This window comes from Cryobacterium shii (genome assembly GCF_004402595.1).
Lineage (GTDB): Bacteria > Actinomycetota > Actinomycetes > Actinomycetales > Microbacteriaceae > Cryobacterium > Cryobacterium shii.
In genome coordinates this window covers 15,335-28,595 of record NZ_SOFY01000040.1, presented here as the reverse complement: position 1 = coordinate 28,595, position 13,261 = coordinate 15,335, and the positions used below count along the sequence as shown (strand labels likewise).

Annotated in this window: 13 protein-coding genes, 1 tRNA gene and 1 pseudogene; 5 read left to right on the top strand and 10 right to left on the bottom strand. The window is 66.9% G+C overall.

All coding sequences use genetic code 11. The features are described from left to right. On the top strand, nucleotides 1-1,006 hold a 1,006-nt coding region (locus tag E3O49_RS18800), incomplete at its 5' end, for a hypothetical protein (protein WP_160141056.1). Between the two features lie 270 nt (nucleotides 1,007-1,276). On the opposite strand, the gene E3O49_RS18795 is transcribed toward E3O49_RS18800, so the two are convergent. Beyond that, on the bottom strand, nucleotides 1,277-1,747 hold the full coding sequence (locus E3O49_RS18795; RefSeq protein ID WP_134365053.1) for a hypothetical protein: 471 nt from the start codon (nucleotides 1,745-1,747) through the stop codon (nucleotides 1,277-1,279). Between the two features lie 75 nt (nucleotides 1,748-1,822). Further along, nucleotides 1,823-2,200 carry a hypothetical protein gene (locus E3O49_RS18790; RefSeq protein WP_134365052.1) on the bottom strand — a complete coding sequence of 126 codons (378 nt, stop codon included), beginning with the start codon at nucleotides 2,198-2,200 and terminating at the stop codon, nucleotides 1,823-1,825. 284 nt (nucleotides 2,201-2,484) lie between these two features. Between E3O49_RS18790 and E3O49_RS18785 the strand changes: the two genes are divergently transcribed. The 3 genes from E3O49_RS18785 to E3O49_RS18775 all read left to right on the top strand — a co-directional run bounded on the left by E3O49_RS18785 (nucleotide 2,485) and on the right by E3O49_RS18775 (nucleotide 4,709). Then, nucleotides 2,485-3,018 carry a hypothetical protein gene (locus E3O49_RS18785; RefSeq protein WP_134451322.1) on the top strand — a complete coding sequence of 178 codons (534 nt, stop codon included), beginning with the start codon at nucleotides 2,485-2,487 and terminating at the stop codon, nucleotides 3,016-3,018. Nucleotides 3,019-3,215: 197 nt separating this feature from the next. Next, complete coding sequence (locus tag E3O49_RS18780; RefSeq protein WP_134365050.1) at nucleotides 3,216-3,497, top strand: helix-turn-helix transcriptional regulator; 282 nt, start codon at nucleotides 3,216-3,218, stop codon at nucleotides 3,495-3,497. Nucleotides 3,498-3,620: 123 nt separating this feature from the next. Next, nucleotides 3,621-4,709, top strand: a complete 1,089-nt coding sequence (locus E3O49_RS18775; RefSeq protein WP_198417474.1) for a tyrosine-type recombinase/integrase — start codon at nucleotides 3,621-3,623, stop codon at nucleotides 4,707-4,709. A 66-nt stretch (nucleotides 4,710-4,775) separates the two neighbouring features. Here E3O49_RS18775 and E3O49_RS18770 read toward each other — a convergent pair. Then, nucleotides 4,776-4,852: transfer RNA gene (locus E3O49_RS18770), tRNA-Pro, on the bottom strand. A gap of 211 nt (nucleotides 4,853-5,063) precedes the next feature. Here E3O49_RS18770 and E3O49_RS18920 point away from each other — a divergent pair. Beyond that, nucleotides 5,064-5,450 (top strand): annotated as a pseudogene (locus E3O49_RS18920) (GNAT family N-acetyltransferase); the annotation flags it as partial. A gap of 225 nt (nucleotides 5,451-5,675) precedes the next feature. Here E3O49_RS18920 and E3O49_RS18760 read toward each other — a convergent pair. From E3O49_RS18760 to E3O49_RS18740, 7 genes are all read right to left on the bottom strand, one after another. Beyond that, a complete protein-coding gene (locus E3O49_RS18760; RefSeq protein WP_134451318.1) occupies nucleotides 5,676-7,373 on the bottom strand; it encodes a chitinase in 1,698 nt (565 codons plus the stop codon). Beyond that, nucleotides 7,370-7,855, bottom strand: a complete 486-nt coding sequence (locus tag E3O49_RS19015; protein ID WP_370261373.1) for a hypothetical protein — start codon at nucleotides 7,853-7,855, stop codon at nucleotides 7,370-7,372. The genes E3O49_RS18760 and E3O49_RS19015 overlap by 4 nt, the downstream gene beginning before the upstream one ends. Nucleotides 7,856-7,894: 39 nt before the next feature. After that, complete coding sequence (locus E3O49_RS19010; RefSeq protein ID WP_370261371.1) at nucleotides 7,895-8,728, bottom strand: glycosyltransferase family 2 protein; 834 nt, start codon at nucleotides 8,726-8,728, stop codon at nucleotides 7,895-7,897. Between the two features lie 18 nt (nucleotides 8,729-8,746). Further along, a complete protein-coding gene (locus tag E3O49_RS19005; protein WP_420898192.1) occupies nucleotides 8,747-9,679 on the bottom strand; it encodes a hypothetical protein in 933 nt (310 codons plus the stop codon). A 282-nt stretch (nucleotides 9,680-9,961) separates the two neighbouring features. Further along, nucleotides 9,962-11,452 (bottom strand): ribosome biogenesis GTPase Der, encoded by a 1,491-nt coding sequence (gene der, locus E3O49_RS18750; RefSeq protein ID WP_370261434.1) that lies wholly within the window; start codon nucleotides 11,450-11,452, stop codon nucleotides 9,962-9,964. Between the two features lie 23 nt (nucleotides 11,453-11,475). After that, a complete protein-coding gene (gene cmk / locus E3O49_RS18745) occupies nucleotides 11,476-12,162 on the bottom strand; it encodes a (d)CMP kinase (protein ID WP_134451316.1) in 687 nt (228 codons plus the stop codon). 1 nt (nucleotide 12,163) lies between these two features. Next, entirely contained in the window at nucleotides 12,164-13,246 is a 1,083-nt protein-coding gene (locus E3O49_RS18740) for a prephenate dehydrogenase (RefSeq protein WP_244285269.1), read from the bottom strand. Between the last annotated feature and the right edge of the window lie 15 nt (nucleotides 13,247-13,261).

Genomic DNA, 13,261 nt, shown 5'->3' with positions numbered 1-13,261 from the left:
GCTGGCGGCGCACCGGCTGGCGCGGCGGCGCGGGGCGCGGCGGCGCGGGGCGCGGGCACTGTGCCATGCTGGCCGAATAAATGATTGGGGGCTCTCATTGGTGCGTGGCCACGGCGACGAAGACATTTTCGCTCGAGCGCAGCGTGATCCGGCCTTCCTGTCGGCGGTGCGGGTCGCCTATTCAGGTGACCAGCACGTGCTCAACGCTCTCTGGTGGGCGGCACACCCCGCGGACGCAGCACCGGATGGCACACCGTCCCCGGCCAACCAGCTGCGCGACCTTCAGAAGCGCGTTTTCTCTGCGAACGGCGACTCCGTTGGCGATCCACAGGCCACCCTCGCCCTGCGGGAGCTGCAGGCCACAGTTGCCGCCGACCGTGCCGCGATTGCCATCGCGGTCAGGTCGGCAGAATCCGGGGCCGTCACCCAGCCGGCCCGCTCCCCCGGCCCACCGGCGGCACCGAGTGTGGCTGGTCCCCGGACAGTGCACGAGGTGAGTTCCAAGGGTTCGTTCCAACAGCTTGTTGAGGAGCCACTCGACGAGACCGCGCTGCCCGGCGGGAGACGCAGCCGCAACGCCCTCCTGATTCTCGGCATCCTTATCGCACTTGGTGTCGGTTTCGTCGTCGGCACTCAAACGGATGCCTCGCTCGTCACCGCATCGCCTCCCGCCGCCACTGTGACCGTGGAGGAAACGTGCGCGCAGGTGAGTGACGTTTTCACATTTATGCACATTGTGCACGGTTCGCTCCTCGCAGAGCCCTCATTGCAGCAGGAGTTCGAAGGGGCCGCCCGGCTCGTCGCGCGACTGACGGCCCAAGTGGACACCGTGCCCGGCTCCGCGGTGGCCGACCAGGTGGAGGCCTTGAAGGACCTGTTGCCGTCGGCGGCCAACGAGCCAATCGATCCGCTGTCGCCAGAGTGGGGTCAAGCCCTGACCGGTGTCAGCGCGGCCTGCGGTGCTGCCGGGTTCGACATCAGCGTGGACGCCTGGACGGGCGGCTAGACAAACTACCCGGCAAGACCCCTGAGGATACGCGACCACGGTGACGCCACTCCCCCGGGACCTCGGAACCTCGGCGAATTGGCGCCGAATCTGCTGCCGTGGACGCCCGACTTATGGGCGATCTGGCACCCCCCTGATGAATCGCAACGATGCAGAAGTGTCCGGTCCTCGTCGACCCAGTCCAGCCCGCATCCGGAGCCACACCTGCTTGCCGCCCGTTACTGCTGCTGCCGGAGAGCAACCTGCTACACCCGCGCAATCGCTTGTGATTTAGGGCCGGATATCCAGAGTGATCGGTTCAGCTTCCATGGGTCCGCCACAGAGCTCCGAGCCGCCGACGCGTTTCCATTCAAAGATCACATCGCGCTCCGCGAGCACCTCACCGTTTGATGCGATGGCACGAACCGTTGCCCGGTCAGGAACGTCGAGCATAAATGACGTAGTCCAGGTATCGCCGTCGACCTGGGTCACGTTGGCATCCGTCACGTCTGCGGTGGGAACCGGTGTGGGTTCATTCGGGTTCTCGAGCCCCTTCAAGCGCTCTACCGTCCCGTCTTGACAAGGGCTGCCGTCGCAGAGCAGCTCAATGGTCTTAACGTCGCCAGTGTCGCCCGTCAGCTCAACTGACACTTTGCTTGCCCAAGCAACCGCAAGACAATCATCGCCGCCATCGATAGAACAACCAGCCATCGATGTGCTCAGCGCGAGGATCGCTAACAGGCGGACGCGGGTGCGTATCATTTCGCGAGTGTATCGAGCGCTGCGGGAATCCAGTTCACCTCGTTACTGAATCGTCACGGCCGATTGTCTTACCGCTTAGTGGCATTTCACTTTGGTGATTTTCACGTCAGTCGCGGCATCCTCGTGGATTGGCAAGGTTGCAATGGCTTTGTCGCCTTTGGCGAGAGAACCAGTGAACCCGTTACTGAATCCGACTACGACACCAGACTCGTCCATGGTGTCTGCCCTGACGTACACGCCGCTGGAGCAAGAATCGTATGCGTAGATCTCAATCTGGCTGCATCTGCCTTGTCCGCACTGTTCCTCGTCGACGAAGCGCGTCGCAACGCCGTCGCCGCGATCTTTGAAGCCCTCGGGGAGTTCTGGCGGGCTGAGAGTAGGAGTGCCCGTGCTGTCGGGCCCCGGTTCAGCAAAACCCGAACAGCCGGTCAAGAGCAACAGTGACGCGGCCACCGCGAAAAGGCCTATCGAGCAGCGATTCATCTGGTTCCCCCCAGGTCGATTGGTGTCGACACTACTAGCGCCTCACACCGGCCCACATCCCCAGGATCACGACTTGGTGACGATGGGCTCGACAGTACAGACCACGTGGGAGGCTCGGCGTACCAGACCTCGAATCCCAGTAGTCATGAGGGGGATGCCGGCGGTTTCGCTCTTCGCGACGCATCCGCAGTTCCCGGACGACTCGTTCACGCAGGGTCGCCGTCCGGATGAAAACGCTAAAAAGCTGTTGTCCAATGACATTCAACGAAGAGGATGAAATGGGTGCCGCAACGTCGACACGAAAACGGTTGATGGGTCTCGGCGCTGCGTTTCTTTTGACCCTGGCATTGCCCGGCTGCTCCGTTGTCTATGTGTGCCCGGCAATGGCGTGGAGCAACACCGTAGAGGTCAAGCTCGAAGGCCAAACAGAAGACGTCAGCGTCGTGGAGTTGTGTGCAGACGGCGTGTGTTCGGTACCCGCACCGGTCCTGCAGCAGTCAGACGACCCCGTCGGCCTTGAAACCCTCGATCCCCAGCAACTCGAGACTTTTACGCCAGAGCCTTCAGTAACTCGAATCCCCTATTTCGCTACCAAGATCGATGACAGCACCTGGAATATCTCGATGGAAATGGCAGCGCCGGACAAAGCGGTCCTGCGTGCCCTCTCGGAAAGCGGAGAGGTCCTCGCTGAGCGGGACGTTTCACTCAATTGGGTTCGCGTGGGCGGCACACAACGATGCGGCGGACCTGCCGAGGCCGGCCCAATCAGCCTCACCATTCCAGCCTGAAGGCGCTAACGTCACCCAAGTCAGGAGGGCGCCCGCAGAGGGTTCCCCTTGCGGGCACAACGATCCGTGCGGCTTCGCACGCGGCACCGCAATAAAAACTGGCTCCGCCTTCCTACAGTTTCAAGGCCAAGCTGGTGGCTGCTGCGCACCTTCAGCACGAGGGCAAACCCTTTCTCGCTACGGCAAAGGAGCACACGATGAACATGACGATCGACGCCACCATGGGGGGCGCCATCCTCACGATCGACCAGGCGGCGGCCTACCTCTCGATCCCGAAGGCGACCCTGTACACCTGGCGGACTCGACGAACGGGATTTGGCCCGCCAGCCGTGAAGCTTGGCGGATGCTTACGCTACCGTCGCTCTGACCTGGACGCCTGGGTCGCCGATCATGTCGAGAGCTTCGACGACCTCCCGGGCGGCCGCGAGGACGGAGCAGCAGGAGGCGTCTCCCTGTCCCGTGCTAGTCGGCCGCGCTGACAGGGCGACGAGATGGGACGCGGACGCCCACCGACATCGTTGGGCACCTGGGGAACGATCCGAACGACGCGAGTTCGCGAGGGTGTCTACCGCGCACGCACCCGGATCCGAGACAAGGACGGCGTGGCCCGAGAAGTCACAGCCACCGGCACGACCGTCGCGGCCGCGGAACGTGCCCTGCGCGAGAAACTGGTGGACCGCGCAACACCGACGCAACAGGCGATCACTGCCGCCACGACGATCGCCACGCTGTGGCTCAAGTACCTGCGCGATGAGGGCCGCATCGAGGGCACAACGATCAACGAGTACGAACGTGTACTCACCAAGGTCGTCATACCCGAATTCGGCGGACTGCGCCTTCGGGAAGTGACAACAAGTCGACTGGATCTGTTTCTGGTCCGGCTCCGGGCGACCAGCATCAGCCGTCAGCGCAAGACAAAGGTGGTGTTGGGCGCGATGCTGGGTTTGGCGGTTCGCCACGACGCGCTCGCCGTGAACCCCGTCCAGCAGACTTCACGCATTCACCGCGAGAGGTCTGAGCCCCGGTCGTTGAGCCTCGAGGACCTCAGCGCGGTGCGCAAAGCGCTCGGTGCGTGGACGGCTGAGCGACGGCCTGGACCGAAGGCGTCCGGCGACATGGCCGACATCATCGACCTCATGCTTGCGACCGGAGCGCGGATCGGCGAGATCCTCGCCCTGCGCTGGGAGGACATTGCCCTCGATGCCCTACGGCCCAACCTCACCATCAACGGCACGATCAAGACGGAGCCGGGCAAAGGCACATACCGAAAGGCCCGCCCGAAGTCGGACTCCAGCGTGAGAACAGTTGCGCTCCCGGACTTTGCCATCATCATGCTCAAGCGCCGGCGTACGGCATCGCCCGTGAACCCGATCGACGCGGTGTTCTCGACACGGAACGGCACTTGGCAGCAGGTCAACAACGTCGAGCGGCGCTGGCGGCAGATCCGTCAGGACACTGGACTCGACTGGGTCACGCCCCACACGTTCCGAAAGACCGTGGCCACTCTCATCTCCGAACGTGTCAACGCCGAGACCGCCGCCCACCAGCTCGGCCACTCCTCCCCCGCGATCACCCGCGAGTTCTACATTTCCAAACCGGCGATCGCCGCCGACGTTGCGCGCATTCTCGAGGAACTGGCTAGAGCCAATCCGGCAGCCACCGCGAATACTTCGCGAATAAGTAGGGAATAGCGGCTACGGGTTCAAATGCCAAACCGGCCCTGACTTCACGTTTCCGCAGATCAGAGCCGGTTCAATTGGTCGGGCTGACAGGATTTGAACCTGCGACCCCTTGACCCCCAGTCAAGTGCGCTACCAAGCTGCGCCACAGCCCGCCGCTCCTGCGCGATTTCAACGAGTGGAATCAACAGGAGACAACTCGAATAGCTTACCGCGTCCGCGGAGTGCTCGCGGACACCATCCGTCGTTTGAGCACGGGATCTGCAGACGGGTGGCCTGAACGTGCGGCGCCAGCGTCACGCGGGGGCTGCGCCGCTTCGCGGGTGCAGCGCGGCGAATCCGCAGCCGTGGGCGTAGCGTGACCCCATGACTGCTGACGCCCAGTTCAGGATCGAATCCGTCGCATCCGTGCCGTGGGTGGACCTGGAGCGAGTGTTAGGCACCCGCGGAGACCCGGCGGGGTGCTGGTGCCAGTACTTCAAGCTGCAGGGCAAGGCATGGGCGGAGGTCACAACCGACGCGTGCGCCGGGATGCTGCGGGAACAGGTGCGGGCGAGCTCCCCCGGGCCCGGCGTGGTGGCGTATCTCGACGAAGAAGCGGTGGGATGGTGCGCTGTTGAGCCGAAGACCGCGTACCCGCGGCTTCGCCGCACGAAGGTGGTCGTTCAGGGCAGCAGGCACGAAGCGGACCACGCATCCGTGTGGGCGGTGACGTGCTTCGTGGTGCGGGTGGGGTATCGGCGCCGCGGGGTCGCGGCCGCACTGCTCCGCGCGGCTGTCGAGCAGGCTCGCAGCCAGGGCGCCCGGGTGATCGAGGGGTACCCGGCGGCCGGGGGCGCCGTCGGCGGAGCTGTATCACGGCACGCAGACGCTGTTCACGGCAGCCGGATTCGCGGTGGTGTCACGGCCGACGGAGGACTGCTCGGTGATGGAACTGGTGCTGCAGGGCCGAGCGGCCGCCTCGAGTCAACCGAAGACCTAGCCGGCCGGTGTCGGCGCGGGCGTCGGAGCATTCGTCGTCGCCGCGGGTGCAGGAACGACGGGTGCAGGAGCGAGCGGCGCAGGCACGACCGGCGCCGGCGGCGGGGTCGCCAGGAGGGCGGCCACCTCGGCTGCGCTGAGCGGGGTCCACGGGGAACCGTCGGGGTTCGAGAAGGCCGCCTCGGGGCTTTCGGCCTGGTTCCACCACTTGGCCTCGAAGGGCGCTCCACCCAGCAGGATCCGGTCGCCCTTCTGGTAGGTGGCGGCGCCGTCCCAGCTCGGGTAGGTGCCGGCCGGCAGGGAGGGCGCCTGGATCGGCTTCTCCCCCGGCAGCACCGGGCCGATCAACGTCCACGGCGTCTCCCACGCGTTCAGAACGGGGTTGTCGGGCAGGTCGCCGCGCGTCCACCACTTGGCCTGGTACACGTTGCGGTGCCAGACGATCTTGGTTTCGGACAGGTAGGAGGCCTCCGCGGCCCAGATCGGGTACGGGCTGGTCTCCGGGTCGTCGGTGAGGTCACCGATCTTGTCGGTCTCGTCTGTGGTCGTGGTCGACGCGGATGCCTCCGGCCGCCCCGTGAACCCCTTGGCGAGCAGATCGGCGAAGCGGGTCTCGCCCTGGCTGACGCCGCTGCAGGAGTCGGACACCCGTTTGAGGTCGGCGTAGTTCGAGCCGCAGGTCTGGTCGCGGTTCAGCGACCACATCGACATGCGCCCGATTTTGTTCTCCTGCGCGAACCTGCTCAGCCTGGTGGCGTCCTTGAGGCTGAAGACCTCGCTCGGCACGTCGTTCTGGCCGATCATCGGGGTGGCGCCGATCTTCGACCACAGGGTGGCGTCGGTGAGGTCGGTGCCGGCTCGCGCGTACAGGGCGCCTAGCTGCCGGTGGTCGGCCTTGAGGGCGGCGATCGACGCGGTGGCCATGCTGTCGCCCTCGGCGCGGCTCGAGCCGTAGTCCATCGTCATCAGGTTGACGCCGGCCAGGTCCACCCCGGCGTTCAGCATCTGGCTGACGGCATCCGTGCCCTGCTCCGTCATTCCGGCGGGCGCGACCGGCAGGGTGAGCCAGACGGCGAGGTCCTTGCCGTCTTTGCGGCGCTGCTCCTGCAGGGTCTTGATCGCGGTGGCGCGGCGGAGGCCGGCGGCGGTGTCGCTGAGGTTCTCGGCCTCGATGTCGAGGTCGATGGTGGTCACCTGGTAGCGGTCGACCACGGCCGCGTAGGCGTCGACCAGGTTGCCCGGGTCGGTGCACACGGTCGAGAGTTCGTCGTTGCGCAGCCCGCCGAACGAGACCACGACCTGGCCGCCGAGCTTCTCGGTGCGGGCCAGCCGGCGGTCGAGGTCGAGGGATTCCGAGGCCTCGTCGAGGGTGAACGCGGTGCCCCAGGTCGGCACGCAGGGCGCGTCGGTGGCCGCCACGATGAAGGACAGCACCACGTCACGGCCGGCATTCGACGCCGGGGTCTCGAAGTTGAAGGTGGGCGTGGCCGTGACATCCGTGTAGCCGGCGAACCAGGGCGTGTACGCCTCGGATGCCCGGGCGGCGGTCCACATCTGCACGCCGAGGTAGCCGCCCACGCTGAGCACGCCCACCAGCAGCATCGAGAGCAGGACCCGCACCGGGGACAGCCGGCGCGAGGCCCGGGGCGGGTCGGCCTGCACCGCGTCGGCCTGCACCGGCACCGCCTCACTCATGAGGCGACCCGCACGTTCTGCAGGGAATGCCGGTGCACGGATGCCCCGTCCACGCCCGCAGGCACCGCACCCGGCGCGTAGCCGTGATAGATCACCGCGCGCCAGTCCAGCGCCGGTTCCGGCTGCCCGCCGGCGGTACCCGGCGAGGCGGCGCGGGGCTTACGTTCCACGTAGAGCCAGCGGGTGCAGCCGAGCCAGACGTCGACGACGGAGTTCCAGAGACCGATGGTCGCGAGGATCGCCGCACCGGCCAGCAGCAGGTTGAACGCCGCGAAGGCCGCGTTGCCCCAGTTCTGGGCGAGCACGTCACGCCACAGGGTCAGGCCGGAGAACGCGACGATCAGGTAGGGCGTCAGCACGAACAGGAGCGGCGCGGCGGTGCGGTTCTTCACCTTGGGCGTGCGGGCGAAGGGGATCTTCTTGCTCGTGATCGCCTGCTCGAGGGACTTCAGCACCCCGGCCAGGTTCACCGGCAGCAGCACCAGGTTGAAGCCATAGATGCGGAAGATGTCGCTGGCCTTCTAGCCGCAGTAGCGCAGGTCGCTGCCCATGGCGAGAAAATATGGCAGGGCGGCGAACACCACGACGGGGCTGAGCAGCCGGCTGTCGTAGGGGTAGGCCAGCAGGAACACCAGGCCGAAGCTGGCCCAGGCGATCGAGGTCATGTAGTTCACCCGCAGGAACAGCTCGGTCAGGCTGACCGGGTGACCCTGGCGGCGGCGCTCGCGCAGCTGTTGCCAGAGCTTCGGCAGGATCAGCAGCCCGCCGTTAGCCCAGCGCCGCCTCTGCACGATCAGCGAACCGAAGTCGGGCGGGGTGGCGCTGTAGCTGAGGCGTTCGGGGTAGTTCACCAGGGTCCAGCCGTGGGTGCCGAGGTCGATGCTCGACTCGGTGTCCTCGATCACGGTGCGGTCCTGCACGTAACGGCGCACCTCGAAACCGCCGACGGTCTCCACCTCGACGATGTCCTCGAGGGCGCGCTTGCGGATGACGGCGTTCGCCCCCACCCAGAACGTGGCGCCGTAGTGGGACATGCCCTGGTGCAGGATGTGCTGGATGTCGGTGGTCGCCCCTGCGAGCCGCTCGATGCGGGTGGGCGCCCCGCGGAACGACGAGTACGGGGTCTGGGTCACGGCCACGCGGGCGTTGTCGGGCTGCTCGAGGAAGTAGACCAGGCGCAGGCAGTAATCGCGCAGCAGCAGCGAGTCGGCGTCGAGGGTGAGCAGGTAGTCGGAGTCCGACACGACGAAGTCGGCGTCGGCCCGGTCGGCGACGGGACGGAGGATGGTGCCGTCCGGCCCCTCCTCGCGGCGGAAGAAACCGCCCATCAGCCCAATGTAGGCGTTGAGGTTCATGGCCTTGTTCGCCTCGTGCTACAGCGAGGCGTAGAGCTTGCGCTCGAAGGTATCGAGCTCGGCGGAGAAGGTCCAGACCAGGCGGCGGTGGAGTTCCAGCATCCGTTCTTTCGTGGGCGCCGTGTTCTCGTCGGCGGCCGCGTTCAGGGCTGTCGCGGTGAGGGCCAGCTCGGCGGACAGGCCGCCGAGCACCTGCTCGACGAAGAAGGTGTCGACGTGGTCGGTGACCTTCTCGGCGGCCTTCATGCGGTCGAGCCAGCCGGCCGCCCAGGAATAGTGGCCGGCCAGCTCCCGCACGGCCTCCACGGACACCGCGGGGTCAGCGGCCAGCTCGAGCTCGCAGATCAGCAGCTCGTCGCTGAATCGCACCCTCGGTTCGGCCAGCGCGGCCTCGATCTGCTGGGCGATTCCCCGCGAGTAGGCGAGGCGCTCGGCCACGACGGCGTCGGTCGGATGCGGCGGGTCGCCCAGGAGCAGCACGACGCGCAGGGCGGGGTACTCCTGCAGCGCCGCCGACCAGAGTGTGGCCCGCACGACGGCGGGTTCCTCGCTGTAGGACGGCACGAGCACGGTCATCGACCGCTGCTGGGCGCCGAAGTGGCTGTCCAGCTCGGCGCGGGGAACCCGCACGTGGTCGCGGAAACGCTGCAAGGCGCCCTGGCGGGCGACCAGGTACATCAGCGCGGAGAAGGTCAGGAATGTGACCACGACGAGATAGGAGATCGCCTCGGTGGTGAAGCGGAAGCTCTGGGTGCCGTTGTTGAGGAACTCGCGCATGATCGTGTACACGAGGTAGTTCAGCCAGGCCAGCACGGTGACCAGGATGGCGAGGCGCCCCCAGGTGATCTTCGAATCACTGGGGCGGTCGTGCACGATCGGGAGCGGTGTGGTGCTGCGTTCGGAACCGAATTGCCGTTTGCGGGCAGGCGAAGCTAGGGACTTCGTAGGCATGGAGAAGCATCCTCGAGGGGCAGGATTGGAACGATTCGCGCGAGTGGAGGGTCTGGCGAACCTGTGGGGCTGTGGGCACAGACGTGCCACGAGAGATCGGGCACCTCGGATTTCGGGTCCGGTGCCGTGGGGCGTTAGGGCGGGGGGAATGTCAGATGGGTCGTGAATCGAGCTGTGAAAAAACTCGATACGAAAAATGTCGGTGCAGGGCCCGGCAACGTAAAAGACCCCGAACGGGGGTGCCGTTCGGGGTCTTTCAGGTTCGCTGCTGAGGGCTGCGGCTTAGCGCTTGCGCTTCTCGCGCACGCGCATGCTGAGGTTGATCGGGCTTCCCTCGAAGCCGTAGACCTCGCGCAGGCGACGCTGGATGTAGCGACGGTAGCCCGGGTCGAGGAACCCGGTGGTGAAGATGACGAAGGTCGGCGGGCGACTGGAGGCCTGGGTGCCGAACAGGATGCGCGGCTGCTTGCCGCTGCGCACGGGGTGCGGGTGCGACGCGGCGAGCTCGGCCAGGAACGCGTTGAACTTGCCGGTGGCGACGCGGGTGTCCCACGACTCCAGCGCCAGTTCTAGTGCGGGGACGAGCTTCTCCATGTGGCGGCCGGTCTTGGCCGAGATGTTCACGCGCGGGGCCCAGGCGACGTGCGCCAGGTCCTGCTCGATCTCACGCTCGAGGTAGCGGCGACGGTCGTCGTCGATCTGGTCCCACTTGTTGAAGGCGAGCACCAGGGCGCGGCCGGATTCGAGCACCAGGTCGATCACGCGCACGTCCTGCTCGCTGATCACCTCGGTCACGTCGATCAAAACCACGGCGACCTCGGCCTTTTCGAGGGCGGCGCTGGTGCGCAGCGAGGCGTAGAAGTCGGCGCCCTGCGAGAGGTGCACGCGGCGACGGATGCCGGCGGTGTCGACGAAGCGCCACACCTTGCCGCCGAGCTCGACCTGCTCGTCGACCGGGTCGCGGGTGGTGCCGGCGAGCTCGTTGACGACAACGCGCTCCTCGCCGACGACCTTGTTCAGGAGGCTCGACTTGCCCACGTTCGGGCGGCCGAGGATGGCGACGCGGCGCGGTCCGCCGACTTCCTGCTTGGCGACGGCGGAGATCTCGGGGAGTTTCTCGAGGATCGCGTCGAGCAGGTCGGCGACGCCGCGGCCGTGCAGGGCAGAGACTGGCCAGGGCTGGCCGAGGCCGAGCGCCCAGAGGCTGGCGGCTTCGGGTTCCTGACGGATGTCGTCGACCTTGTTGGCGACGAGGAAGACGGGCTTGCCGGCCTTGCGCAGCAGGCGCACGACGGCCTCGTCGGTGGAGGTCGGCCCCACGTTGGCGTCGACGACGAACATGACGACGTCGCAGAGTTCGATGGCCAGTTCGGCCTGAGCGGCGACGGAAGCGTCGATGCCCTTGGCGTCGGGCTCCCAGCCGCCGGTGTCGACGAGACTGAAGCGGCGTTCGTGCCATTCGCCCTTGTAGGTGACCCGGTCACGGGTCACGCCGGGGGTGTCCTCCACGACGGCCTCGCGGCGGCCGAGAATGCGGTTCACCAGGGCGGACTTGCCCACGTTCGGGCGGCCGACGATGGCGATGACCGGCAGGGCCGGCAGGTACTGGATGGCGTCGGGGTCTTCGGTCACCGTGTCGAGGACGTCGAAGTCCTCTTCGTCGAGCTCGTACTCGTTGAGTCCGGTGCGGAGTGCGGCAGCGCGTTGCGTCACCAGGTCTTCATCGAGGTCGTCCAGGCGTGTTACCAGCTCGGTGTCGATGGCTGGGATCATGTCGTCGAAGTCGTTGTTGTTGGTCATGCGATGGCCTCGCGGTAGGTATTGATGACGTCGAGGACCGCGTCAATGGTCGCTTCTAAGTCGAGATGAGTGGAATCGACGGTGGTCACACCGTCTGCGGCGCTCATGAATTCGACTACCTGTGAGTCAGCGCGATCCCTCGATCGCATCTGTTCCGCCACGGTTTCAGCCGATTGGGTCGATATTTCCGCAGAGCGCCTAGCCATTCTAGCCTCCTCGGAGGCGGTGAGCAGTATGCGGATCTCGGCGGTGGGGGCCACCACGGTCGTGATGTCCCGGCCTTCGATCACGATTCCGGTGCGCTTCGAGCTCGCGGCGATCGTGCGGAACAGCTGCGTGAGGTGCGCGCGCACCTCCGGGATGCGGGCCACGGAGCTCACGATCGCGGAGACGGCGGGGTCGCGGATCGCGTCGGTGACATCCGTTTCACCGACCCGGACGAAGTGCTCGTCGGGGGCGATTCCGATGGAGTAGTCGAAGTCGGCCAGGGCGGCCACGACGGCGTCGGTGTTCTCCGCGTCGATCCCCCAGTCGTTCACGAACCAGGCGAACGCCCGGTAGGCGGCGCCCGTGTCGAGGTAGTCGAAGCCGATGCGCAGGGCCGCGGCGCGGCTGACGCTGGACTTGCCGCTGCCGGCCGGTCCGTCGATGGCGACGATGTGGGGGCTTGAGTGACGACCCATATTAACCAGCAATCCGCCAGCCGCGGGCGGCCAGCTCTTCAGTGAGGCGGGAAACGGCCTCGGGGAGTACGGAGATTTCGGCCAGGCCGATCGGGGCGCCCGGCGAGTGCTCGAGGCGCAGGTCTTCCATGTTCACGTTCAGCTCGCCGATCTCGTTCAGCAGCCGGGCGATCTGGCCGGGCCGGTCGTCGATCATCACGATGAAGGAGGCGTAGCGGCGGTCCTGGCCGTGCTTGCCCGGCAGCCGGGAGACGCCGGCGTTGCCGCCGGCGAGTTCCTCGGCCACCTTGCGCCGGGCGCCGGGGGCGGCCGGGTCGGCGAGGGCGTCGATGAACCGGTCGAGGTCTTCGCGGTAGGCGACCAGGATGTCGCGCACCGGGGCGGCGTTCGCGCCCAGGATCTGCACCCACAGTTCCGGGTCGCTCGCCGCGACCCGGGTCACGTCGCGCAGGCCCTGCCCGGCGAGGTTCAAGGCGGAGCCGGGGGCATCCGTTAAACGGCGCGCCATGATCGTGGAGACGACCTGGGGCACGTGGGAGATGAGTGCGACGCCGCGGTCGTGCTCTTCGGGCGTCATCTCGACCAGGGTCGCGCCCAAGTCGAGGATGAGGTCGTCGATCGCGGTGGCCTGCTGGTAGCTGATCGCGTCGTGTGCGGCGACCACCCACGGGCGCCCGACGAACAGGTCGGCGCGACCGGCGAGGGGTCCCCCGCGTTCGCGGCCGGCCAGGGGGTGGCCGCCGATGTAGCGGGACACGTCGGCTCCGCGTTCGCGGAGCTCCTGCAGCGGGGCCAGCTTGACGCTCGCGACATCCGTCACGATCGCCTGCGGGTAGGCGGCGAGTTCGCGCGCGACGATCTCGGCGGTCACGTCGGGCGGCACGCAGACCACGATCAGCTGCGGGGCGTCACCGGGCAGGGCGGCGCGGCCGGCGCCGTAGTCGACGGCGATGCTCAGGTTGGTCGGCGAGGCGTCGTCGAGGATGACGTCGATTCCGCGCGCGCTGAGGCCCAGGCCGACGCTGGTGCCGAGCAGCCCGGCGCCCACGACGCGCACGGGCCCGATCAGGCGGGATTCAACCACGTGGGGACTCCTGAC